Source organism: Priestia sp. YIM B13491 (assembly GCF_042787605.1).
Classification (GTDB): Bacteria; Bacillota; Bacilli; order Bacillales; family Bacillaceae_H; genus Priestia; species Priestia megaterium_E.
This window is the reverse complement of the sequence record NZ_JBHZOR010000003.1, coordinates 606097-628817: the sequence shown is the minus strand read 5'-3', so window position 1 is coordinate 628817 and position 22721 is coordinate 606097. Positions and strand designations below refer to the sequence as shown.

The following is a 22721-nucleotide window of genomic DNA, read 5'->3' as shown; positions in this document are numbered from 1 at the left end:
TTTATTATAGCACCTTTTTTATAAAGATGGATATGAAATGTATGTTTATTTTGTGTGTTAGGTTTTAGATGATTGTATATAGGGAAAAATTCTAATAAAAGGGGAAAGAGGGAAAGTATGAATACCGTGACGAACGATCAGTGGAAATGGTATCAGTTTGATTTAGAAGAAGCAGACGGAATAGCTGATATAATCAAAGAATATCAGTATCCAAGAGATGAATGGTTTTGTCAGCAGCTTCAAAAGAAAAATTCTAATCATATTCAAGTAGATGTAATAGGAGAAAGTGAGCTCATTTATGGTTCACTGATTTATCATAAGGAGTCGTTTGATCAAAAAAATTACGATTCGTTTCATTTTTATATTACCGAGGAGTTTATTATAACGGCAGGAATCGATTTGAAAATCCTCGAGAACACCAATCATGAACGAATGATTGAACGCATGAAGCAGTCTGCTAACACGGCGGAAAGTTTTTTTATTCTTTTAGGTGAAATTATGAAAAAACATTTAAATGGGTTTGATCAGTTTGAAAGTCATTTCAGAGAGCTTCTGTGGGAAGTGCGCCATAATAATAACATCGACGTGTTAGATGAAATTCACAAAGCGCGGTATGACCTGCTTATATGGACAAATTTAATCAGTTCTGTTCGAGAAGTCACCATGGGAATAGAAGAAGCGTTTCATAAAAAAATTAACCAAACGGTCGAATATCAGCGAATGTGTAAAAAAATTGAAATTGGCTTAACGTTGATTGAACAATATCAAAAAGAATTTGATGCGTTAATTAAATTAGAAGAAGTTGTGTCTACTCATCGAGGAAATGAGATTATGAAAGCTTTAACGCTGCTGACAGCAATCAGTACGCCTTTAACGGCTTTTGGAGCTCTTTGGGGAATGAACTTTAAAGGGATGCCGGAGCTTGATTTGAAGTTTGGCTATATCTATGCACTCATTTTAATTGTCCTTTCGACCGTTGCCATTTATCTCTATTTACGAATGAAAGGGTGGACGGGCGATCTGTTAAAAGGAAGAAAAAAGAATTCATTTTTTAAATAAGCTTTAATAAAAGCAGCCGCTTAATAAGCGGCTGCTTTGTTGTCTGTTATCCTCGCCTCCACGTCGTAGGCTCACCTGAACGAAGGCATCTTGGAAATAGATCGTTTTCTTTTAGCTTTACTTGATTGCCGTTTTCGTCGGTATAGCGACCGGTTTGCGGAACCAATTCTCCGGTTGAAAAGGCGTCATCTACAGGCTTCCACGTCGTTGATTCACGTGTGTGCGGGCAAGGTGTAAAAAGATCATCTTTTTGAAAGAGTTTAATTTCACCTTCTGCACAAACGTAAGCGCCCGATTCTGGTACAGCTTCACTCGTTCGATAAATGTTCTGTACGGTCTTCACACGCATCCAACCTTTCTTTTTGATTAGTTGTATTTTAGTGTTCCGGTCGTGGCATCCATGTACGTACGGTCTTCTATAATATCTGAGTCGTCTAGCTTTCTAAAAGGAGCGCAGTAGCATACAACACCCGTCTCGATTTCAATTTCTTGAAATCCGTACGCACGGCAAAGGTATTCACCAACAGCGCTTGGAGATGGATGCGTATCCAACTCATCTAATGCTTCATTAAACATTTCTAAAAATTCTTTTTTCGAAAATTGCTTCTCATGGTGCAGTGTTACTGGATCTCCAGAATCTGTTCCTTGTGCTAACGCGTAAAAATACATCGTCCTCACTCCTTGCATATATATAGTCGAGCTTTTTCTAAAATGTGTAAACATTGATTGTTAGTAAGTAAATTCCCTTAAATAAAAGAAATAAACGCATTTGGAAGAAAACGGTTTCTTTATGAGCGTTCTCTCAAAGAGAATTCAGTGCTATCAGCGTTTGATAGCACGCTGCCACAGGGTGATAATCGGCTTTAGGAGCCGGGCTTTTTTTCGAGCTGTAGCGTTCGTTTTGCTGATTTAACAGCTGATACCAGCCTCCATGTGTGTGATCGATAAAGTGTTTCTGACAGTAGGAGAACAGGGCATCGTATGCTTTCCAATATCCGCTGTCTCCGGTTTTTACCCCGAGCAGTGAAGCCGCAGAAATGGCTTCAGCCATCACCCAGTAGTTTTTGTCCCGGTCAATGACCTCTTCTTGAGGCGACAGCGCAAAGTAAAGACCTCCGTACTTAGCATCCCAGCCTCGGTTCCAGCCCTTATCAAACAAATCTTTTGCACGTTCTGTCATCCAGTTTTCCGAACGGTGCCGATCAAGCCATAAAAGCAGCTTGCTCCATTCAAACTGATGTCCTGGTATAAAGCCGTACGGACGAAATTCATCTTTTGTATTGTTTTTATTGTAGTCCCAATCCGGCTGCCAGTCTGTATCATAGTGCTCCCAAACCATGCCGCCGGATCGTTCAGCAAGCTGCTGCGTAACGCCTTTTGCAAGCGTGTACGCTCGGTCCAAGTATTTTTTATCTCTTGTTGCTTCAAAGGCAGAAAGCATCGCTTCACACATGTGCATATTTGCATTTTGGCCGCGATATAAAGAAGAAGCCGACCACGATGCGTCCCATTCGTCTCGATAAAAGCCGTGCGCATCTTCCCAAAAGTACTTTTCCATCACGTCATATACCTGTTCAATTGTTTCTTTTGCTTCTGAAATGCCGGCTTGATATGCGACGGAGGAAGCTAAAAGAGCAAAAGCGTGCCCATATGCTTGTTTAGAATCATCTTTTACTTCTCCGTCATCGGCTATTTCAAAAAAATATCCGCCGTGCTCTCTATCATAATGGTTGTTTTGTAGAAAACGAATGCCGTGCTGAGCTGCTTCTTTGCACCAATCCGGTCCGTCTAAAAGAGCCCCTACACTGAAGATATAAATAAAGCGGGCCGTACTTACCAAATGCTTTGAATGCGTGTTGTTGACGGTGCCGTCGTCGTAGTATTCATGGATATACCCGCCGTTTTTGTTGTCAATACAAGCGGGATAGTAGAAATGAAGCGTATCAAAAATATGCTGTTTTAATGTGTGAGGTTCTCGAAACGCAGTTGGGGAAAAATCCGTTGCCGTGTTCATTTTATCACCATCTCAATCTTTGTTTTTAGTTGTTTTTACCCTAAGCAGTTGGGAGTAAACGTAAGGGTTTTTTTGCTGTTTCTGCTCTATTATTCTATTTTTGTTGAAAATGTATCAGTTTGGAAACAAGTTTGAAATATTTTGATATACTTTTGACACGATTATCCGGTATTCTAAAAGTACGTGCTAGCTGGAACGAAGTAAGTGTAAGCCTCTAGACGTCGAATAATTTTACTTAATGCTGTTTAGTTAAGGTTGAGCTTAAACATCGGATCCTGTTTTCACTTAACCTATTAAACTAGCAGCATATATTTCTATTATATTTTGCAAATGAGGTATAAAAAATGACAGAAGTGAACAAACAAAGATTTTACAAAAAATTAGCGGTAACAGGTCTTGCTTTTACACTTGTAGGGGCAGGAACTCTAGGTCTTCATTCTTTACATTTTACGGGTGAGCCGACTGTCGCAAGCGCAGCGGCGGAAACATATACAACAACGGCGAATTTAAATATTCGAAGCGGCCCATCGACGTCCAACGCGATTATTGCAACGGTGAAACAAGGCACGCAGCTAACGGTAGTTGGACAAGCAGCAAGCGGCTGGCTGAAAGTAAGCTATCAAGGCAAAACGGGTTACGTAAGCAGTGAGTATGTGAAAAAGTCAGCGAGTTCAACGACCAAAACCTATGTAACAACAGCAAATTTAAATATTCGAAGCGCTCCCTCAACGTCAAGCGCGATTGTGGTAACGGTCAAACAAGGCACGCAGCTAACGTCGACAGCACAAGCAGCGAACGGCTGGCTAAAAGTAAGCTATCAAGGCAAAACGGGCTATGTGAGCACGCAGTACGTAAAAGAATCAACGGGTTCTTCTGAACCGGCTCCAGCTCCAGCTCCGGAGGCTTCTGTCTATGTGGCAACGGCGAATTTAAATGTTCGAACAACTGCTTCAACTTCTGGTGCAGTTATCGCAACACTTAAAGCCGGCACACAGATAGACGTAACGGCTAAAGCAGCAAACGGCTGGCTGAAAATTACGTATCAAGGTAAAGTTGGCTATGTAAGCGGTCAATACGTACGAGCATTAGCTGGCATGAAAGTGGTCTCGAACCCTGAAAGCATCCAAGTTGTTGTGAATAAACAAAACAAGCTTCCGGAAAACTATGTTCCGAAAGATTTAGTATATACAACGATTCCATTTACATTCAAAGAACAAACGGAAAAGAAAAAAATGCGAAGTGAAGCAGCCGCTGCTATTGCACAGCTGTTTGCGGGTGCGAAAAAACAAGGCGTTACGCTTCTTGGCGTATCGGCTTACCGTTCACATGCAACGCAAAGCGCTCTTTTTAGTTCGTATGTTCAAAGAGACGGTTATGATAAAGCGGCAACTTATAGCGCATTGCCAGGCACGAGTGAACATGAAACGGGTCTTGGAATTGATGTAACAAAAGGAGACGGCACATGTGCTGCTCAAGACTGCTTTGGCGGAACAAAAGAAGCAGCTTGGCTCGATGCCCACGCAGCAGAATATGGATTTATTATTCGTTATCCAAAAGGGAAAGACGCGGTAACCGGCTATAAATATGAGCCGTGGCATTTGCGATATGTAGGCAAACCAGTGGCGCAAGCGATTAAGAGTAAAGGAATTACGCTTGAAGAATATTACGGAATTAAGTAGTTTAAAAAAGAAGCTAGAATAAAAGCAGATTAGTTGAAGGAAAATCCGAACGCGTTTGATTCTTGATAGAGAATCAAACGCGTTCGGATTTTTTATTGTTTTGATGAAGGTAGGTTTCATATATGCAGGGACTTCTAAATGCTGAATAGAGGGCAAGGCTCATCGGCCGCCAGCAAAAAAATTAACAGCGTTGGAACAAGTGATTCATACTAGCTGCTTTATCCCATTTGTTCGTTTTTAGATTGGATGGATGTAGGTATGCTTCAATCTCTTTTATTTTTGTTCATCATGTTTACCCTTCTTGTGAAGGAGGGTAGGTAATGATACAAAAGAACTACTGTTTGTACATTTAAAGTTGTGTTTGTGTGTGAAAAGATCTAGTGTATATTTCATACAGAAGTGTAAAGTACAGGGGGCGTTCATCTGTGAAAAAACGAAGGAGATGCATCCTACCATGTTGAAAGATCATATGTTTGAATTTTATTTTGATCAAATGAATGAGCTGGTTTTTTTAGCGGAAGTAAAGAACCAACACCTTTATTATAAAAAAATGAATAAAGCGGCTGCTAAGCTTGTACGGTGCCAAGGAGAAGCGGGCATGCGGCTAGAAAGCGTACTCTCTGAGCGGGCGTATCGCTCCCTTTACCCTTACTATATGAAAGCGATGGAAACAAAAAAGTCAGTTACCTACCATGACATAAATACCTTCTCAGATGAAGCTGAAGCGTTTGAAACAACGCTTACTCCAATTTTTGATGATGCCGACAATAGTACGCACCTATTAGTCATGAGTAAAAATATCCAGAAGTTTAAAAAAGAATTAGCCCAAAGTATGGAGCAGTATAAGTCGCTTTTTATGAACCATGAAAACGCCATATGTATGATGGATTTAAGCGGTAAAATTGTTCAAGCAAATCCTGCCTGTGAGCAAATGTTCGGGTACGATGCGCATGAGATCATCAACAGTTCTTATAGGGAGCTTCTAGAAGAATTGAAGATCGATGCCCGTGCTTTGCCTTTTCATCACATCATATACGACCAAAGCTACAGCAAAGAAATCCAAGCGTGGCACAAAGAAAAAGGAAAGATTTATTTATATGTTACAAACGTGCCCATCATAGTGGAAAATGAATGGATTGGTATTTACTTGATTGCTCAGGACGTGACAAAGGAAAAGACAGCTGAAATAAAGTTGGAAAACACGGTGAAAGATTTAGCAAACATGAAGTATGCCCTTGATGAGTCCGCTATCGTAAGCGTCCTGGATCCGTATGGAACGATTAGGTATGTCAATGATATGTTCTGTACGATATTTGGCTATGAAAAAGAAGAGCTAATTGGGCAATCATATGAGTTATTCGATGTAAGCTATGACCTTCGGGTTCTTGAAAGTATTGGACAAGGAAAGGTTTGGAGAGGGCAAGTCAAAAGCATAACCAAAGAAGGCGTCATCGTCTGGAGCCATAAGACTATTGTTCCGCTGACAGATATTCATCATCGAATCTCAAGCTACGTGCTGATTCAAACCGATATTACTGCGCAAAAAAACCTAGAAAATCAGCTGAAGTTTAAGGCATTTCATGACAGTTTGACGGGGGTGCCGAATCGAATGATGCTGCAAAAACAAGTACAGGCTGACATCGAGCAAAACGAAAGGTTTGGCCTGCTGTTTTTAGACTGTGATAATTTTAAAGAAGTGAACGATCAATTTGGTCATGATATTGGCGATGCATTTTTAATTCAGTACGCGCATCGTTTAACGTCTTGCATTCGCGCATGTGACGAAGTTTATCGCCTTGGAGGTGATGAATTTGTTATCTTGCTTCGGCAGATTGAAAGGCGCGAGGAAATACAGCAAATTATGGAACGAATTCACCGAGAGCTTCAAAAAGAATGGAGTATTGAATCCTGCATCTTTACAGCTACATCGACCATTGGAGCCGCTTATTATCCAGAAAACGGAGAATCGTTTCAAGAGCTGTTAAAACAGGCGGATCAAGCGCTGTACGAAGGAAAACGACAGGGGAAAAATAACGTGAATTTTTATAAAAAAAACCAATCTGCAGCCGATTCTATAGATAAAGAAAGTTTTGTCTAATATAGAAAGGGATAAATATGAATAAACATAAATTAATGGTTGTTTTATCAAGCGGAGCAGTGATGCTTTCTCTGCTCGTACATATCATTCATCGTATTTGGCCGATGGGCATGTCCGGCATGTCCATGGAACATAATTCAACGCCAGGCGAAGTGTCATTGATCTTTTTGATGCTTCCTATTCTTTTTCTTGGCGTGCTGCTTGTGCTGTACGTTAAAAAATATGACCTAGTACCTGCATTTGTGACGCTAACGCTGACGTTTTCAAGTATCGGCACGGTTGTAGGCGGAGGAGGAATGGTCGAGTATCATTTTTCAATTTTTATGGTGATAGCTATTCTTTCCTACTATGAAAATGTAAAGCTGTTATTGTTAATGACGGGTATTTTTGTCATCGAGCATCTAGCTGGATTTTTCGTACCATTTTTTACGCCGATTATTTTCGGAACGTCTTCTTATTCTTTTTCGATGCTTTGCCTTCACGCTGCTTATCTGCTTTTTACATCAGGGGCAACTGCTTGGCAAATTATTTCAAAGAAAAAATACACAGAACAGCTTCAGCGGGAAAATGAACAAAAGCAGCATATCATTTATGACATGATGAAAAAACTGCATGGAACGAATGGGGAGGTAAGACAAACGGTTCACGACTTAAAGGGAAATTTAGAAGAATCACAAACGGCTAGTCATCATACGTCTGCTTCAATGCAAGAGCTAGCGGCAGGAGCTGACCAGCAGGTAATAATGGCTCAAAAAAGCAGCGAGTTTCTAGAAGAGATGGCGCAAGGCGTAACCAAAATAGCCGAGGCCTCAGCGGCAGTCAGCGAAGCTTCTGATCAAACAGCAAATGAAGCCGTGCAGGGAAAAGAAAAAATTCAAGAAGCAATTCAGCAAATTCATACAATCGATTCTTCTGTTCAGCATGCAGCTAGCGTTATTCATCAGTTAAAAGAACGTTCTGCGGAAATCAACGATATTATGAGTGTGATTTCAGGCATTGCTGCACAAACAAATCTACTGGCGCTAAATGCTGCAATTGAAGCAGCGCGCGCAGGCGAACATGGGAAAGGGTTTGCGGTCGTAGCATCGGAAGTTCGCAAACTTGCCGAACAATCCAATCAGTCAGCCGAACAAGTAGCAAGGCTCATTCAGCATATTCAGCAAGAAACGTCTCAAGCCGTAGCCTTCATTCAATCAGGAACAGCCGATGTAAAAAACGGTATTTTACTAGCCAACGAAGCGGAAAATGTTTTTAATCGAATCGCCGACGCATCTGCGTACGTTCACGAACAAATTCAGCAAACGGCTGCTTCTGCTCAGCAAATAGCAGCCGGATCTACGCAGGTGCTCCATGCCGTCAGCGATATGACCGCTTTTGCTAGCCAATCGGCTGCAAGCAGCAGCAACATTTCTTCTGCTTCCGTGCGTCAGCTGCAATCGCTGCAGATCATTGACCAGACGGCGGAATTTTTAAGTGGATTAGTTGAAGAGCTTGGCAGCGTAACGGAAAAGTTAGCGAAGCAAGCGTGAGTGAGGCAGCAAACTACATAGAAGTACATGATTTGATACACTGGATTAATGCTATAAATCTACTAAAGAATTATGTACATACAAACGCTTAAAAAGTTCCTATGGACCTTTAGACCACTAATGTTCATATCAATCCCCTCCTTTAGAAAAATGAAGCGATCTAAAAAGAGGGGATTGATGCTTTTGTCTAAAAGCTAGCGTTAGTTATTTGTTGGAGAAGGAAATCTCGCTGCTTCAAAATGTGAGCCATCTTCGGATGTGACGATTGTACCAGCTATGCTGCTTTGAACAAAAACTTCAACACGATCTCCAGCTTCTAAATTGTAAATAGTAGACACGGATACCGCATTAACAAACGGTGTGTTCCCGCCAAAGAAATCGTTATCGATAGCGATAGCAGTTGTCCCATTTACACGTATTTCTATACGAGTTCTATAATCTAGCATCTGGTCGTTAGGAGAGAATCCAATTGTAGCAATGATGGAATATACGCCATCTTTTTTGGGGCGGAAGGTAGAAGTAATCGGGTTATATTCATTTGCTAAATCAAATTGTTCAGTTGGGAAAACTGCTTTTACAAACGTATTGGCAGGAACATTTTGAGGCATCGTTAAATTGAGCGCTCTAAATGCTGACTCCCGCGTGCTGCCTTTTTTGCCTTTATCTTCTTTATATCTAGAAGCCAAATCATGTGATTCCTCATAGAAATCTTCTTCGCGTTCATAAATCCAAACTTGTGATTCTTCAGAGCTATCTTCTTCACGTCCATAAGCCCAGCCGCGTGTTTCCTCAGGGGCATCTTCTTGAAGTTGCTCTTTCTTATTGTTAAGGGAAGCCTCGCGAGATTTCTTCTTGTAAGGATAAGATTTTTCTACATAATATTTGTCATCTTTATCATTGTAATTGAAATAATACTTTTTTATAATAATCACCCTTTCTTTGCAGTACTCTATACTATATTCACTCATAGAGGAAATGTTTGGATACTTGTCCGATAACTTTAGAACTGTTTTTTTAATAGCTAATAGTAACTAATTTTGAATGTAGAATTAGTTGCAGCATATAAAAAAACACCTTTTTCGAACAAAAGTCGAAGAGGTGTTTTTGGATTCGAAGAGTATATGATTCGATAGTCTACCCATAACCTGTATGTAAATGTCACTCTATCAGTCAACTGGGTGTACTTTTATAGCGCTGGGTCCTTTAGCTCCTTCTTGGATTTCAAACTCTACTTTTTGTCCTTCTGCCAGGTTTTTATATTCCTCACGGTCAATCGCATTGGAGTGAACGAACACTTCTTTTGATCCGTCTTCGGGTGTAATAAATCCAGATCCTTTTGATTCGTTGAAAGATTTAACGGTTCCTTTATGTTTGTTCATTGAAAAAGCCCCCTTATAAGTATAGAAATAAATTCATAGTAGTTTTTTACCCAAACGCTGAAATTTCAATCCTATTATGGCAGGTATACTGATTAGAAGAAGAGGGGTAAAAGTAAATAGGGAGGGCCTAACAATTTTTTTATTTCGGTTATATTTTTATATTGTATGTGATATAACTATTGTTATAAAATGTAATCGTTAATTCTGCTAACTAAAGGAGATAAAGAAAAAAATGAGGGATGAGTTATTATATATAGGGAAGAAAATTATCGATAATAAGCAGGAATTAGCGATACAATTTTCTGATCTGATGGACTCTGAATATAAGCGGAAGCTGGTTTACCACGAAGAAAGCGAAGTTTTAAAATGGAGAGCGGAACTCATTGAGTATTTAGGCGAGTCGTTATTCGAGGAGCGCTCAGTCGTTTTAAAGAAAATCGTTCAGTGGGGTACAGATATAGGAAAAGTGGCTGTGGAAAACGGACTTTCTTTGAGTCAAGCGTTAAAATCGCTTGCGCTGTTTCGAACAGTGATATGGGGTGTTTTTACAGAAGAACTGCAGCAGAAGCAGTTTGCTCCTATTACGATGCTTGATGTAAGTAAAAAAATTGATCCGATGCTTGATGAGCTTAATCATATATTTGTCGAAATCTATGAAGAACATAATACGGACACCATAAAACGCGCGTATGCAGCGCTAGAAGAATTATCAGTTCCCATCGTTCCTCTTTCTGAAGGAATCGCTGTGATGCCAATCGTTGGACAAATTGATACGCATCGTTCGCAGCTTATTATGGAAACGGCTTTAGAAAAAAGCGCTCAGCTGCAGCTGAGTTATTTAATATTTGATATTTCAGGTGTTCTTATCGTCGATACGATAGTAGCGGACAATATTTTTCAAATTGTAAAAGCCTTACAGCTTATCGGAACTAAAACGATGATTACCGGAATACGTCCGGAAATCGCGCAAACCGTTGTGGATTTAGGCGTGGATTTTGGAACAATCAAAACAAGAGCGACGTTAGAAAAAGGCCTTGAAGAAATAGGCTTTAGCAAACTGCCAGAAAATCCGCAAAGAAAAAAAGACAAATGGCGTTATTAATAAATAAAAAAGCCCAGAGGCTGGGACAAAAATATTTTAGTTGACGTTAAATCCGAACTATTAATCTGATTGATGGTTCGGATTTTTTTGTTGTTATGGTGAACGCAGGTTTCATGTATGTGGCTGCTTCTAGCTGATGATTGGAGGGCTTATATTGCAAAAAAATGAAGGGGAAGTCACAGCGTCACATGTTATATTCCTTGTAAAAAGGGGTACTGGTAAAAAGAAGCATTTCAAGTGCTTTTCAATTACGTTAGCTGTCTAAAATTAATTAATTTTCAATTTCGAATAACATAAATTATTTAAATACTTAGACAAACAAATGAGGAAAATATATACTTATTAGTGTTGTCACGAAAAGATAAAGGGGAGAAACAAGGATGGATATCAAACGTCAAAACGTTGATTTTGGTAACTCAATTTTTCAAACGCTAGTGGATGGTTATTACTATGAAATTCCTACAAACGTAGTAGAAATCACAAAAGATCAGGCAGAGGGTCATTTTCCTTCAAGCGTAAATGAACCGGAATTACTTCTTCAAAATTTACTGATTTCTACAACAATTGAAGGAGTAGAAAAGTATTATTTAGTAGGAGACGCAGCAGAGAAACATGTGCTAGGCAATATCCATATTAATAAGTTACATAATAAAACTGAATCTGATATTCCTTATGTGATGTTTTTAGCTTCAGTTGCTTATTACAACATACTTAAAGGAAAAGACAAAGAGGATAATCATGTGACGATTAATTATTTCTCGACTATGCTTCCGATTTGGCTGCTTAAGAAAACAAATAAATTCAGTGAAATGCAGCAGAAGATGGCCGAACGTTTTCAAGGAGAGCACACGGTTACGGTATTGACTCCTGGGTTAGAAAAAACGCTCACTGTGAACATTGAAACGAGCAAATGCCGTATTGAAAGCGAAGTAGCTCGCTGGGCGATCAAAAAAGATTTTGAATTACAAGATAGAGAAGAAGCAAATGCATTCAAACATTTTGAAACGCTAATTGTAGATTTGGGCGGAGGCACAGTTGACCTTGCGCTGCTTCCTGCAGGACTTCAAGCTCCTAAAAGCAGAAATTCGCTGAAGTGTCTTACGGATATTTCATATTTGAAGCATATTGAAAAGCTAAGAAATGAAAAACTGCTTGAGTATTTTGATGATGTTCGTTCATTAGAAGAGTTTATTATTGCCAATATCCATAAAGCAAAAATGGAGCAAAGAGACGGCAATAGCGGGAAAAAAGTAGATCTCACGGAGCCTATTCACGCTTCGCTTAGAGAATACACGCAAATTTTATTAACGAAAATTGAAAATCTATTTCCATCGCCAAAAGATAAAGTCTATAAATATATTTATATTGGAGGACTGGCTCCTATCCTTCAACAGTTTATTGCAGAGCAGATTGATAACATGTATGGGGAAGAAATCAGAGAAGAAAATCATCTTTTCTTGCCGGAGACGCGCAAATTAAACTTATACGGTCTTGAAATTTTAAGCAGACATGAAACAAACGCAGCGGTTCATGCTTAAAAAGGGGGAGCATATATGAGTCATCAACACACTCGCCTTAAGGAAGCGCTAGATGATTGGTACGGTCAGTTAAGCTCCCAAATGGCTGCACCGTTTTACTTACTATCAAATGCGTTTCTGACAGCTGGCAATCTATCAGCAGATATGATGGGAGCAAGGGAAAAGACCGTAAGTAATAGAGATGAAGGTGCAAATTTCACAATCGACACTGCTGACATTCCGCCAGAAGTGTCATCATTTCTGAAAGAAAAACAGCAGGCAAGCGAGCTGCAGGACTATATAGTAAGACTCATACAGCAAGACTTGCAAAAAAAGAGCAAAGAAAATGAAGTGGAGACGCTCGTTCATTCACTTCGAAAAGAGCTGTTGGGCGAAATTGACTTACTAAAAAAAGAAATGAATTCACGTCTTGCTGCAAATCGTGAGCAGTATGAGTCCTCGCAGGCAAAAGAACTTCAGGATTATGTAGCGAAGCTTGTGGAACAAAACGGGCAGAAAGACAGCCGGAAAGAAGATTTTCAATCGTTAGTTCATTCATTGAGAGCCGAGCTGTTAGGCGAAATTCATTTGCTTAAAAAAGAGCTTGGCTCTGCGTCAGCTCATTCCTATAAGCAGCTGAAACCCGTTAAAAATGAGGAAGAAGAAACATTTAAAGAAGGTCAATTAATTAAAAGTGAAAAAGTGACCGGAACCATTCAAGAAGATATCGATGTAGATTTCTAAACAGAAAGTAGAGGCGCAATATGCCTCTACTTTTATTATTTTTCTATTAAACATGAAGCCGGGGAAAAAGTATTTTAGGTGAAGGAAGGTCCGAATGAGTTTGATTCTTGATTGTGAATCCAACTTGTTCGGTTTTTATTGGTACGGTGAACGCAGGTTTCATGTGTTTAGATGCTTCTAGCTGTTGATTGGAGGGCAAGGCGAAGACTCCTGGGGGAAAAGCGGAGCAGGTGAGACCCCGCAGGGGCGCAAGCGACGAGGAAGCTCATCGACCGCCCGCGGAAAGCGAAGCCTTGCACGGAAATTAACAGCGGTCCAATGTAAAAGCTTTAGCGTATAAATCATAAAGCTCTTTTGTTTCTTTTTAGCATTTTTCGGACGTATAAGCAAAGATCGAATGTAACAATGGTGAAGATACTGCATTTTATCATAAACCAAAATAACGATTCGTTTATGCCAAATCCACCAATGGAAGCTTTTAGTTCATTTAGCTGCCTGAGAATTAAATTTATGTCGTTTTCATAGGCCACAGTAAAAGATTTAATTACAAGCATGGTCATAATGACTGCTTCTACAGATATATATATAGAATTTTTCTTGCTAGTTTAAGAGAAGGATGTACGTTTGATTTGGGAATTTTATAAAATAATTTCATCGCCTGTTTGCCTTTCAGTTATTTTAAGCGGTTTAAAAAGATTATTTTATTGTATAATTCTTTCCTTGGCTATAAAATCCTGTATGTATAGCAAGTTTAAAAAAAGCCCGCTAGAAAAGGTCATACACCGATTTTCTAGTGGGCTTCTTTAGTCAACATCTGTCTATTCACTTAGTATTGATCCTGAAAAAGCGTTCCAATCCTGCATAACGCTCTGCTTATTTTTAATGTTCTTCAGCCAGAGCGTTTGCTTTTGTCACATGAACCGTACCAAATGGGTGGTTTGGCGGAGCGTATATGGAGTAAAGCTTTAGCGGAGTGGTACCCGTATTGGTGACATCATGCCACGTTCCGGCAGGGATAAATATCGCATCATCATCGTAGACTTTTCGTTTAAAGGTTAGATTGTTTTTACTTTTGCCCATTTGAACAACGCCTTGCCCTTGTTCAATGCGCAGGAATTGATCAACGTTAGGGTGGATTTCTAAGCCGATATCTTCACCGGGCTTGAGACTCATTAACGTCACTTGTAAATGTGTTCCCGTCCATAAAGCAGTGCGGTACGTATTGTTTTGCTTTGACGCTTCATTAATGTTAATAACAAACGGCCTTGGTCCGTAGTCCTTTAATTTACCGTTTCTTTGCTGAAACTGTTCGCTGGTGTGATAGTGATTCGGCACATAATAACTATATGGCTGCCAGCTGTAATACACTGGAGTCTGCCACTGATGATAATAAGGTGTATAGTGCATACTCATTCTCCTTTTCTCGTTTAATTTTTCTTTTCATCCTATGCTTTTGTCAAAACGGTTGATACCATTTGCCTTTTTGTCCCCGGTCTTTATCCACTTATTTTTTGCTGAAATCATGTGATTCATGATTTATCTGAGCTCTTTGTCTGTTTTTTCGGTCGTTAAAAAATACTTTCATCACTTTAATACGATAATTCAGTAAAAAATATATCGTATGAAAACGTTTTATTTGATATAATTTTAGAAGATGAAAATTATTTTAAAGGGTGACGTTCATTGAAAGAAAAAAAACTTCAAGAATTAACTGAACATCTTAATAATTTATTCAACAATTTAATTCATGGATCTATCACAGAAGGTGAATTTAATGAGCTGTCCGAAGAGCTTTACAGAAAGCAAACTAGGCTGCGCTATGAGATAGAGTGTGAGAAAGGTTCGTATTATAGAGAATATTTTAGAGGCTAAGGCTTTGTATGAGACTATTTTATAAGAAATAAGAAAAGGCCTCCATTTAGGAGGCCTTTTTCTTAATTTCGAGCAGAGAGTGGAGTGATACTTTCTATTTCAATAAGTATATTAGTATATTTACTTTATAAAAAATACAACTGTTGAAGCTATAAAACTCGCTATTCACCCCCAAAAACCTGTATGATAGGTTTAAGATTACCGCATATGAGATATATGTATAGTAAAAAGGGGTGATGAGCTGTGAAGTGGTATAAAGGAGTTGTCATGCAAGTCTTAATGACAGAAATCGAAACAGCAAGAGAGAACATGGTTATGTTAGGACTTACAGAAGGTCTTACAAGTCGTAATACAGTTCGAATCAGTCAAACCCTTGATTATTTATTAAATGAACTAAGTAAAGTGATGGCCGCAGATTAATCGTATTTTATATAAAAATGAAAAGAGCTGCTGACTTCACGGCAGCTCTTTATAAGTTGCCTTAACGTTTACTTTAATGTTTATAATACTATTTATACAGTTACCTCATAGTAAAGAAAATAGCGGAATCTACTATATATATCGTATAGTAGAAACCTAGAAGATGAGTTGAAAGCACCCGTAAAAAGGGAAGCTTGGATACATAAAGCAAACGCCGTACTAAGAATGGCGATGGAGGGTATAGTGGAATGGAATATCATATTAAAGAGGCCGCTGCAAAGGTAGGGCTGCCTACGCATACGCTTCGATACTACGAACAGCAAGGGCTTTTACCTTTTATAAAAAGAGATGAGAACGGAAATCGTATTTTTAGCGAGTCCGATATCGAGTGGTTAGAATTTATTATTTGCTTACGAAAAACGGATATTGCCCTTTTAGAATTACGTAAAATTGTTGAATTAACACAAGAAGGCGATGATACAATCGGTTTGCGCAAGCAGATATTTGAAAAGCATAGAGAGAAAATGATGGAAAAACAAAGAGAGCTGGAGGCAGCTTTTAGAAAAGTGGAAACAAAAATTGATTACTATGATAAATTAGAACAAAAGTATCAGGAACAACTTTCATCTAAAGCCTAATTTACCGGTTGTTTTTCTTATTTTATAAAGAAATAAAAAGGGGGCAGCTCATCCAATGAGCTGCCCGCTTTTCTCTAAATTTACAGTGTGGAAATGTCAATAACAAATCGATAGCGAACGTCGCTGCGAAGAACGCGCTCGTACGCTTCGTCTACTTGCTTCGCATCGATAACTTCAATCATAGGAGCAACTCCGTGTTCAGCCGCAAAATCAAGCATTTCTTGTGTTTCACGAATGCCGCCTACAAGTGAACCAGCAATGCTGCGGCGTCCCGTGATAAGTGAGAATACGCTGTATTGATCTGGGTTAGCCGGTGCCCCAACGTTAACAAGCGTTCCATCTACGCGAAGTAAAGATAAGTATTGATCCACGTTCAGGTTAGCCGATACCGTGTTTAAGATAAGGTCAAAGCGACCCGCTAATTCAGTAAATGTCGTCTCATCACTTGTTGCAAAATAATGATCTGCGCCAAAGCTTAGAGCTTCTTCTTTTTTATTGTTAGAACGGCTCAATACCGTCACTTCAGCACCCATTGCATGCGCAAATTGAATCGCTACATGTCCAAGGCCGCCCATTCCCACAATCGCCACTTTTTTGCCAGGACCGGCATTCCAGTGCTTTAACGGAGAAAATGTTGTAATCCCTGCACATAGAAGCGGACTTGCTGCATCCATACTTAACTTATCAGGGATACGAACAACGAATCCTTCTTTTACGACGATTTTTTGGCTGTAGCCGCCGTATGTAGGATTTCCGTCATAATCCAACGAATTATACGTTTGAACAACGCCTTTTGTACAGTATTGCTCGTCACCGTTCACACAGTACTCGCACTCTCCGCAAGAGTCAACGAAACATCCCACGCCAACGCGATCGCCAACCTTGTATTTTGTTACGCTTTCTCCAACCGCTTCAACTACTCCCGCGATTTCGTGACCAGGAACCATCGGGAATATTCCGCCGCCCCACTCATCGAATGCACTATGAATATCAGAGTGACAGATACCGCTAAACTTAATATCAATTAAAACGTCGTCTGCTCGCAGTTCTCTGCGTTCAATTGTCGTGTTCTCGAATTTTGCCTTTGCATGCGGCGCACTTAGAACACGTGATGTTGTTGTATGTTGATTACACATAAGTAAAAACACAATCCTTTCGTCATTTGATGTATTTAAAAGTACAGCTCTAGCTTAAACGTTAAAGTCGACTTTAAAGCAAGAGTTTTTTTGAAAAAAATTTTACTTTCTATGATTTTATGAAAAAGAGAGTAAGAGATAGCATAGCAGCTTTTTATCTCTATTTAGTTAAAAGAAATTTTTCAAGGGTGCGAGCGGCGGCGTGTTCATCCACTCCATTTGTCAGCAGTGTTATGTCATCTCCTTTTTTAACAGCTAAAGCCATGACCTTCATGATGCTTTTTCCATTTACACATTTTCCATTTTTCGAAAGAAAAATATCACTTTGAAACGAACAGGTTTCACGTACAAATAAAGCTGTATGTCTAGCTTGAAGTCCTCCAGAAAGCTGCACCGTCATTCTTTTAATCAGCATTGTATTTCCCCTTTTTTGTAGTTTAAAAACTATAAAACTAGCTTAAACGTTAAAGTTAACTTTAAGGCAAGAGGTAATTTGGATAAAAAATGGAAAGAGAAGAAAAGGTAAGGCTAATGTTAATGCACATAGTGATCCTGCTGTTAGTACGAGGGAATGTAAACGAAGTGTAAAGCCGATTATAAAAGAAAGTTCTTATAAATTCTTTTAGTGGATGACCAAAACACGTAAGAAGAGACCCTAAAAAAGAAAGAAAAATGATGAAATACTAAGCAAATAAGAAGATTTGCCTCTTTTAACAGATATGTGTACGTTTTCATGCGGAATGTTTCCGTTTCCACTGACTTTGTCAAACAGCAGACAATTGTTGATAATAGAGCTATATAAGAGGCAAAGGGGACGATGAAATGAAAAAATCTATTTCAAAAGTAGAGAAGTTCATAACTGAATTTAAAACGTCAATGACAAGCTACGGAGAAGCTATTATAAAAGTAAAAGGAAACTGATTATAAAAAGGCGCAGGTCATTTTTTTATAAATCTATTCCATAAATTCATACTAAATAATCATACTATTAAAATAAGAAATATAACTTTACTCATAAAAGCTTTATCTATTGTTGAGATAACAGTAGATAAAGCTTTTTTATGTGGTTATATAAGTGGATACGATATCTTTTATAACTAGCATTTTTAGAAGGCATGAGCTTTTAGGTAATTGCAGTGTATAAAAAATTCTGAAATTTTATTATTGACTGAAAGCGTTTTTAATATTAATATTAATTCAAACTTAACCAATATTTAACCAACACATAACAAACGAGTTTTTTTATCTACAAATGAAATCGATTTCATTTGCAGGGTTATAGGATTGGTAAGTTTTATCACTATCTATTTCTAGTGAGGCAGCATTACACAATAAGGGGAAAAGAGGAATCAAAATGGGAGAAGAAAATATTCTGTGGGGAATTGCTCCAATCGGCTGGAGAAATGACGATATTCCTGAAATTGGTGCAGAAAACACATTGCAGCATCTGTTAAGCGATATCGTCGTAGCGGGCTTTCAAGGAACGGAAGTGGGAGGTTTTTTTCCTGAACCAAGCATATTAAACAAAGAGCTTGAGCTTCGAAATTTAAAAATTGCAGGTCAATGGTTTAGCAGTTTTATCATTCGTGATGGGATAGAGGAGACGTCAAATTTATTTCATAAACATTGTCAGTATCTGCAGGAAGTGCATGCTGATGTGGCGGTCGTATCTGAGCAAACTTATAGTGTTCAAGGGGTTGAAAGAAATGTTTTTGCTGAAAAACCTTATTTCAGTGATCAAGAATGGGAAGCTTTATGTGCAGGATTAAATGAGCTGGGAAAAATCGCAGCAGAATACGGTTTACGTCTTGTCTATCATCACCATATGGGAACAGGTGTACAAACATTAGCTGAAATTGATCGATTAATGGAAGGAACCGACGCAAATCATGTTCATCTTTTATATGATACGGGACATATTTACGTTTCTGACGGAGACTATATGGAGCTATTACATAAACATATAGATCGTATTAAACACGTTCATTTTAAGGATGCAAGAAGAAACGTGCTGGAGCAGTGCAAAAAAGAAGGAAAGTCATTTTTGCAGTCGTTTCTAGCCGGTATGTTTACCGTTCCTGGTGATGGATGTGTAGATTTTACAAACGTGTATAAAGCGTTAGTTGATTACAATTACAAAGGATGGATTGTAGTGGAGGCGGAACAGGACCCTTCTATTGCACATCCATTGGAATATGCTTTAATGGCCCGAAAGTACATTAACGAAAAGTTAGTTATTCATTCTTAAAATAAGACGGGGGAATTAGCATGGGTAAACAGGGAAATCAACATTCATTTTTACGTACGATCATTTTAGTTTCTACGTTTGGCGGACTGCTTTTTGGATATGACACGGGAGTTATTAATGGGGCACTGCCTTATATGTCTGAATCTGATCAATTGAATCTCAACTCTTTTACTCAAGGTCTTGTGACGAGTGCTCTGTTATTTGGTGCTGCGTTTGGTGCGGTAGTAGGCGGCAGGCTAGCAGATTATAACGGGCGGCGTAAAACGATTCTGTATCTTGCCATTCTATTTTTTGTTTCCACAATTGGATGTACAATTTCGCCAAACGCAGCCGTTATGATTCTTTGCCGTTTCCTATTAGGGCTTGCTGTAGGGGGCGCATCTGTTACCGTACCGACATATTTAGCAGAAATGTCACCAGCTGAAAGCCGGGGGAAAATGGTAACTCAAAATGAACTTATGATTGTTACTGGTCAACTTCTTGCCTTTACGTTTAACGCGATTATCGGAAATATGCTAGGAGAAAACCCTCACGTTTGGCGATATATGCTGCCAATCGCTGCCATTCCAGCTGTCTTTTTATTCTTTGGCATGCTTAGAGTACCAGAAAGTCCGCGCTGGCTTGTGTCAAAAGGGAAAAATAACGAAGCGCTAACGGTTCTTCAAAAGATACGAGAAAGTAAAAGAGCCAAATCAGAGCTGCAGGAGATTGAGAGCGCTTACGAGCAAGAAGCGAAAATGGAAAAAGCAACGTTTAAAGACTTAACAACTCCGTGGGTTCGAAGAGTCGTTTTCCTTGGTATTGGAATTGCTGTCGTACAGCAAATTACCGGCGTAAACTCCATCATGTATTACGGCACTGAAATTTTAAAAGACGCAGGTTTTCAAACAGAAGCTGCCCTTATTGGAAATATCGGAAATGGGGTCATCTCCGTTTTAGCAACGTTTGTAGGGATTTGGCTGCTAGGTAAAGTTGGACGCAGACCAATGCTTATAACAGGGTTGGTAGGAACGACTACTGCCCTGCTGCTGATTGGTATATTTTCTCTTGTATTTGAAGGGTCCGCGGCACTTCCATATATCGTATTAGCACTAACGATTACGTTCCTCGCATTTCAGCAAGGAGCTATATCTCCGGTAACGTGGCTAATGCTTTCAGAAATTTTCCCATTACGATTAAGAGGCTTAGGGATGGGTGTTACCGTATTTTGTCTGTGGGGAATTAACTTCCTTGTAGGTTTAACGTTTCCTGTTTTACTGGCCAGCATTGGCTTATCCACTACGTTTTTTGTCTTTGTTGTATTCGGAATCGGAGCGATTTTATTTGTTAAAAAGTTTTTACCGGAAACAAAAGGGCTTACGCTTGAAGAACTGGAGCAAAGGTTCCGCAGCTATGATAATGAAGACGCTGACGTCATGAATGACAATAAAATTATTTAAGTAAAGAATGGAGAGAATCATTATGAAACTATGTTTTAATGAAGCAACAACATTAGAAAATTCAAATCTTGTAAAGGACCTTGAATATTGCAGCAAGCACGGATATGATTATATCGAAATTCGCACGATGGATAAACTCCCTGAGTATTTAGAAAGTCACTCAATGGATGATTTAGCGCAGTTTTTTAATACAAATCATATTAAACCGCTAGCACTGAACGCTTTAGTTTTCTTTAATAACCGCAGTGGAAAAGAGTACCAGGAAGTGATAGAAGAGTTTAAGAGTATGCTAGAAACCGCTCAAAAGATAGGTGCTCCCTATATCGTAGCCGTTCCTTTAGTAACGGAACAAAAAATCGTAAAAGCAGAAATTAAAAATAGCTGCGTACAAGTGCTGAATGAATTATCGGAATTGGCTGAACCTTACGGAGTTAAAATCGCCGTTGAGTTTGTAGGACACCCTCAGTGTACGGTTAATACGTTTGATCAAGCGTATGACATTGTGCAAACGGTGAACCGAGATAACGTAGGATTAGTACTTGACTGCTTCCACTTCCATGCGATGGGATCAAAGTTGGAAGACTTAAAACAAGCGGATATTTCTAAAATATTTATCGTTCATATTGATGACACGGAAGATTTTCCTATTGGCTTCTTAACAGATGAAGACCGAGTATGGCCAGGTCTAGGAGCGATTGATTTAGATGCTATTTTCTCAACATTAAAAGAAAAAGGCTATAATGACGCGGTATCTGTAGAGCTATTCCGACCTGAATATTATCAATTAAACGCGGAAGAAGCAATTAAGACGGCTAAAGAGACAACCGTTAAGGCTATCTCGGAATACTACAGCTTTCAAACAACAAAATCATATTCATGATAAGGAGTGTCAGTCAGTGACGTTAGTATCTTCAAAACTAGTATCAATGAAAGATATGCTTCATGCCGCTAAAAAAGGAAACTATGCGGTTGGTCAGTATAATATTAACAGCCTGCAGTGGGCACAGGCTATTCTACAAGCTGCCAAAGAGGAAAAAGCGCCTGTCATTGCAGCCGTTTCAGACAGGCTTGTGGACTATTTAGGCGGATTTAAAACCATTGTAGGCATGATCGAAGGTTTGTTAGAAGAAATGAATATTACTGTTCCTGTCGCGCTTCACTTAGATCACGGTATGAGTGTAGAAAGATGTAAAAAAGCTATCGACGCTGGATTTAGCTCGGTCATGTTTGACGGTTCTCATTACCCAATTGATGAAAATATTGCCATGACTAAGCAAGTAGTAGACTATGCTGGTGCTCAATATGTCTCAGTTGAAGCTGAAGTGGGAACAGTCGGAGGAATGGAAGACGGGCTTGTTGGCAACATTGTGTACGCTGATCCCGCTGAATGTCTGCGTCTTGTAAAAGAAACGGGAGTCGATGCGTTGGCAGCTGCTTTAGGGTCAGTTCACGGACAGTACCAAGGCGAACCGCAGCTGGGCTTTGACGAAATGAGAGAAATAGCTGACTTAACAGATGTGCCGCTGGTGTTACACGGAGGTTCTGGTATACCAAACTACCAAATTCAAAAAGCAATAGCTCTTGGGCATGCAAAAATTAATGTGAACACTGAGTGCCTTCAGGCTTGGGCGCGCGCTGTCCGTCACATGTTGGAAAGCGACAGTGACGTGTATGATCCGCGAATCATTCTTACACCGGGAAAAGAAGCGGTTATGGCGACTGTAAAAGAGAAAATGAGAGAGTTTCATACAAGTCATAAAGCTTAATAAAAAAGAGGCTGAGACAAACGAATTACAGTTGAAGCAAGATCCGAACGATGAATGGAAATTCTTGATGGAAAATCCAGC

The 22721-nt window shown here is 39.3% G+C and carries 22 protein-coding genes and 1 pseudogene; 15 read left to right on the top strand and 8 right to left on the bottom strand.

Annotated features, from left to right (window positions below; genetic code table 11):
* Window positions 1–117 precede the first annotated feature (117 nt).
* Window positions 118–1059 (top strand): magnesium transporter CorA family protein, encoded by a 942-nt coding sequence (locus ACFX4E_RS14375; RefSeq protein ID WP_025750842.1) that lies wholly within the window; start codon window positions 118–120, stop codon window positions 1057–1059.
* A gap of 46 nt (window positions 1060–1105) precedes the next feature.
* Here ACFX4E_RS14375 and ACFX4E_RS14370 read toward each other — a convergent pair whose 3' ends face one another.
* The 3 genes from ACFX4E_RS14370 to ACFX4E_RS14360 form a co-directional block, all read right to left on the bottom strand.
* Window positions 1106–1408 carry a hypothetical protein gene (locus tag ACFX4E_RS14370; RefSeq protein WP_155660409.1) on the bottom strand — a complete coding sequence of 101 codons (303 nt, stop codon included), beginning with the start codon at window positions 1406–1408 and terminating at the stop codon, window positions 1106–1108.
* A 17-nt stretch (window positions 1409–1425) separates the two neighbouring features.
* Window positions 1426–1728: a hypothetical protein gene (locus ACFX4E_RS14365; protein WP_028409496.1), complete on the bottom strand. Its 303-nt coding sequence runs from the start codon at window positions 1726–1728 to the stop codon at window positions 1426–1428.
* Between the two features lie 133 nt (window positions 1729–1861).
* Window positions 1862–3073: an AGE family epimerase/isomerase gene (locus tag ACFX4E_RS14360; RefSeq protein WP_098332680.1), complete on the bottom strand. Its 1212-nt coding sequence runs from the start codon at window positions 3071–3073 to the stop codon at window positions 1862–1864.
* A 344-nt stretch (window positions 3074–3417) separates the two neighbouring features.
* On the opposite strand from ACFX4E_RS14360, the gene ACFX4E_RS14355 reads away from it, so the two are divergent.
* The 3 genes from ACFX4E_RS14355 to ACFX4E_RS14345 all read left to right on the top strand — a co-directional run bounded on the left by ACFX4E_RS14355 (window position 3418) and on the right by ACFX4E_RS14345 (window position 8379).
* Window positions 3418–4752, top strand: coding sequence for an SH3 domain-containing protein (locus ACFX4E_RS14355; protein WP_098334249.1), 1335 nt, complete (start codon window positions 3418–3420; stop codon window positions 4750–4752).
* A 454-nt stretch (window positions 4753–5206) separates the two neighbouring features.
* A complete protein-coding gene (locus ACFX4E_RS14350; RefSeq protein ID WP_169305195.1) occupies window positions 5207–6850 on the top strand; it encodes a sensor domain-containing diguanylate cyclase in 1644 nt (547 codons plus the stop codon).
* 17 nt (window positions 6851–6867) lie between these two features.
* The gene (locus ACFX4E_RS14345) at window positions 6868–8379 is read left to right on the top strand and encodes a methyl-accepting chemotaxis protein (protein WP_377259082.1); all 1512 of its coding nucleotides are present in this window, start codon (window positions 6868–6870) and stop codon (window positions 8377–8379) included.
* 200 nt (window positions 8380–8579) lie between these two features.
* Here ACFX4E_RS14345 and ACFX4E_RS14340 read toward each other — a convergent pair.
* Together ACFX4E_RS14340 and ACFX4E_RS14335 are read right to left on the bottom strand one after the other, a co-directional pair.
* Window positions 8580–9020: pseudogene (locus tag ACFX4E_RS14340) on the bottom strand (hypothetical protein); the annotation flags it as partial.
* Between the two features lie 525 nt (window positions 9021–9545).
* Window positions 9546–9758 (bottom strand): cold-shock protein, encoded by a 213-nt coding sequence (locus tag ACFX4E_RS14335; RefSeq protein ID WP_034650169.1) that lies wholly within the window; start codon window positions 9756–9758, stop codon window positions 9546–9548.
* Window positions 9759–9990: 232 nt separating this feature from the next.
* Here ACFX4E_RS14335 and ACFX4E_RS14330 point away from each other — a divergent pair, with 232 nt between their 5' ends.
* The 4 genes from ACFX4E_RS14330 to ACFX4E_RS14315 all read left to right on the top strand — a co-directional run bounded on the left by ACFX4E_RS14330 (window position 9991) and on the right by ACFX4E_RS14315 (window position 13461).
* On the top strand, window positions 9991–10860 hold the full coding sequence (locus tag ACFX4E_RS14330) for an STAS domain-containing protein (RefSeq protein ID WP_377259079.1): 870 nt from the start codon (window positions 9991–9993) through the stop codon (window positions 10858–10860).
* A 380-nt stretch (window positions 10861–11240) separates the two neighbouring features.
* Window positions 11241–12398: a ParM/StbA family protein gene (locus ACFX4E_RS14325; RefSeq protein ID WP_028409489.1), complete on the top strand. Its 1158-nt coding sequence runs from the start codon at window positions 11241–11243 to the stop codon at window positions 12396–12398.
* Window positions 12399–12413: 15 nt separating this feature from the next.
* Window positions 12414–13121 carry a hypothetical protein gene (locus ACFX4E_RS14320; protein WP_377259076.1) on the top strand — a complete coding sequence of 236 codons (708 nt, stop codon included), beginning with the start codon at window positions 12414–12416 and terminating at the stop codon, window positions 13119–13121.
* Between the two features lie 184 nt (window positions 13122–13305).
* Entirely contained in the window at window positions 13306–13461 is a 156-nt protein-coding gene (locus ACFX4E_RS14315) for a hypothetical protein (RefSeq protein ID WP_377259073.1), read from the top strand.
* Between the two features lie 539 nt (window positions 13462–14000).
* Here ACFX4E_RS14315 and ACFX4E_RS14310 read toward each other — a convergent pair.
* Window positions 14001–14528, bottom strand: coding sequence for a cupin domain-containing protein (locus ACFX4E_RS14310; protein WP_098288156.1), 528 nt, complete (start codon window positions 14526–14528; stop codon window positions 14001–14003).
* A 276-nt stretch (window positions 14529–14804) separates the two neighbouring features.
* Between ACFX4E_RS14310 and ACFX4E_RS14305 the strand changes: the two genes are divergently transcribed.
* From ACFX4E_RS14305 to ACFX4E_RS14295, 3 genes are all read left to right on the top strand, one after another.
* The gene (locus tag ACFX4E_RS14305) at window positions 14805–14993 is read left to right on the top strand and encodes a hypothetical protein (RefSeq protein WP_013058178.1); all 189 of its coding nucleotides are present in this window, start codon (window positions 14805–14807) and stop codon (window positions 14991–14993) included.
* Between the two features lie 243 nt (window positions 14994–15236).
* Entirely contained in the window at window positions 15237–15413 is a 177-nt protein-coding gene (locus ACFX4E_RS14300) for an aspartyl-phosphate phosphatase Spo0E family protein (protein ID WP_230683488.1), read from the top strand.
* Window positions 15414–15661: 248 nt separating this feature from the next.
* On the top strand, window positions 15662–16051 hold the full coding sequence (locus ACFX4E_RS14295) for a MerR family transcriptional regulator (RefSeq protein ID WP_377259070.1): 390 nt from the start codon (window positions 15662–15664) through the stop codon (window positions 16049–16051).
* Between the two features lie 80 nt (window positions 16052–16131).
* Here the strand turns inward: ACFX4E_RS14295 and ACFX4E_RS14290 are convergent, their stop codons facing one another.
* Complete coding sequence (locus tag ACFX4E_RS14290) at window positions 16132–17187, bottom strand: NAD(P)-dependent alcohol dehydrogenase (protein WP_098432395.1); 1056 nt, start codon at window positions 17185–17187, stop codon at window positions 16132–16134.
* A 160-nt stretch (window positions 17188–17347) separates the two neighbouring features.
* Window positions 17348–17602, bottom strand: coding sequence for an HPr family phosphocarrier protein (locus ACFX4E_RS14285; RefSeq protein ID WP_377259067.1), 255 nt, complete (start codon window positions 17600–17602; stop codon window positions 17348–17350).
* A 939-nt stretch (window positions 17603–18541) separates the two neighbouring features.
* Here ACFX4E_RS14285 and iolE point away from each other — a divergent pair.
* Genes iolE through fba form a run of 4 tightly spaced genes read left to right on the top strand, consistent with a single transcriptional unit; the run spans window position 18542 to window position 22640 of the window.
* Complete coding sequence (iolE, locus tag ACFX4E_RS14280; RefSeq protein WP_377238547.1) at window positions 18542–19435, top strand: myo-inosose-2 dehydratase; 894 nt, start codon at window positions 18542–18544, stop codon at window positions 19433–19435.
* A gap of 20 nt (window positions 19436–19455) precedes the next feature.
* Window positions 19456–20874, top strand: coding sequence for a sugar porter family MFS transporter (locus tag ACFX4E_RS14275; RefSeq protein WP_098247920.1), 1419 nt, complete (start codon window positions 19456–19458; stop codon window positions 20872–20874).
* A 22-nt stretch (window positions 20875–20896) separates the two neighbouring features.
* Window positions 20897–21754 (top strand): 2-keto-myo-inositol isomerase, encoded by an 858-nt coding sequence (gene iolI, locus ACFX4E_RS14270; RefSeq protein WP_098247921.1) that lies wholly within the window; start codon window positions 20897–20899, stop codon window positions 21752–21754.
* A gap of 46 nt (window positions 21755–21800) precedes the next feature.
* Complete coding sequence (fba, locus tag ACFX4E_RS14265; RefSeq protein ID WP_377259115.1) at window positions 21801–22640, top strand: class II fructose-1,6-bisphosphate aldolase; 840 nt, start codon at window positions 21801–21803, stop codon at window positions 22638–22640.
* Window positions 22641–22721: the final 81 nt, after the last annotated feature.

Bases quoted from the DNA above. Each gene is read 5' to 3' on its own strand.
- ACFX4E_RS14375 (WP_025750842.1), top strand. From the start codon at position 118: ATGAATACCGTGACGAACGATCAGTGGAAATGGTATCAGTTTGATTTA.
- ACFX4E_RS14370 (WP_155660409.1), bottom strand. From the start codon at position 1,408: ATGCGTGTGAAGACCGTACAGAACATTTATCGAACGAGTGAAGCTGTA.
- ACFX4E_RS14365 (WP_028409496.1), bottom strand. From the start codon at position 1,728: ATGTATTTTTACGCGTTAGCACAAGGAACAGATTCTGGAGATCCAGTA.
- ACFX4E_RS14360 (WP_098332680.1), bottom strand. From the start codon at position 3,073: ATGAACACGGCAACGGATTTTTCCCCAACTGCGTTTCGAGAACCTCAC.
- ACFX4E_RS14355 (WP_098334249.1), top strand. From the start codon at position 3,418: ATGACAGAAGTGAACAAACAAAGATTTTACAAAAAATTAGCGGTAACA.
- ACFX4E_RS14350 (WP_169305195.1), top strand. From the start codon at position 5,207: ATGTTGAAAGATCATATGTTTGAATTTTATTTTGATCAAATGAATGAG.
- ACFX4E_RS14345 (WP_377259082.1), top strand. From the start codon at position 6,868: ATGAATAAACATAAATTAATGGTTGTTTTATCAAGCGGAGCAGTGATG.
- ACFX4E_RS14335 (WP_034650169.1), bottom strand. From the start codon at position 9,758: ATGAACAAACATAAAGGAACCGTTAAATCTTTCAACGAATCAAAAGGA.
- ACFX4E_RS14330 (WP_377259079.1), top strand. From the start codon at position 9,991: ATGAGGGATGAGTTATTATATATAGGGAAGAAAATTATCGATAATAAG.
- ACFX4E_RS14325 (WP_028409489.1), top strand. From the start codon at position 11,241: ATGGATATCAAACGTCAAAACGTTGATTTTGGTAACTCAATTTTTCAA.
- ACFX4E_RS14320 (WP_377259076.1), top strand. From the start codon at position 12,414: ATGAGTCATCAACACACTCGCCTTAAGGAAGCGCTAGATGATTGGTAC.
- ACFX4E_RS14310 (WP_098288156.1), bottom strand. From the start codon at position 14,528: ATGCACTATACACCTTATTATCATCAGTGGCAGACTCCAGTGTATTAC.
- ACFX4E_RS14295 (WP_377259070.1), top strand. From the start codon at position 15,662: ATGGAATATCATATTAAAGAGGCCGCTGCAAAGGTAGGGCTGCCTACG.
- ACFX4E_RS14290 (WP_098432395.1), bottom strand. From the start codon at position 17,187: ATGTGTAATCAACATACAACAACATCACGTGTTCTAAGTGCGCCGCAT.
- ACFX4E_RS14285 (WP_377259067.1), bottom strand. From the start codon at position 17,602: ATGCTGATTAAAAGAATGACGGTGCAGCTTTCTGGAGGACTTCAAGCT.
- iolE (WP_377238547.1), top strand. From the start codon at position 18,542: ATGGGAGAAGAAAATATTCTGTGGGGAATTGCTCCAATCGGCTGGAGA.
- ACFX4E_RS14275 (WP_098247920.1), top strand. From the start codon at position 19,456: ATGGGTAAACAGGGAAATCAACATTCATTTTTACGTACGATCATTTTA.
- iolI (WP_098247921.1), top strand. From the start codon at position 20,897: ATGAAACTATGTTTTAATGAAGCAACAACATTAGAAAATTCAAATCTT.
- fba (WP_377259115.1), top strand. From the start codon at position 21,801: ATGAAAGATATGCTTCATGCCGCTAAAAAAGGAAACTATGCGGTTGGT.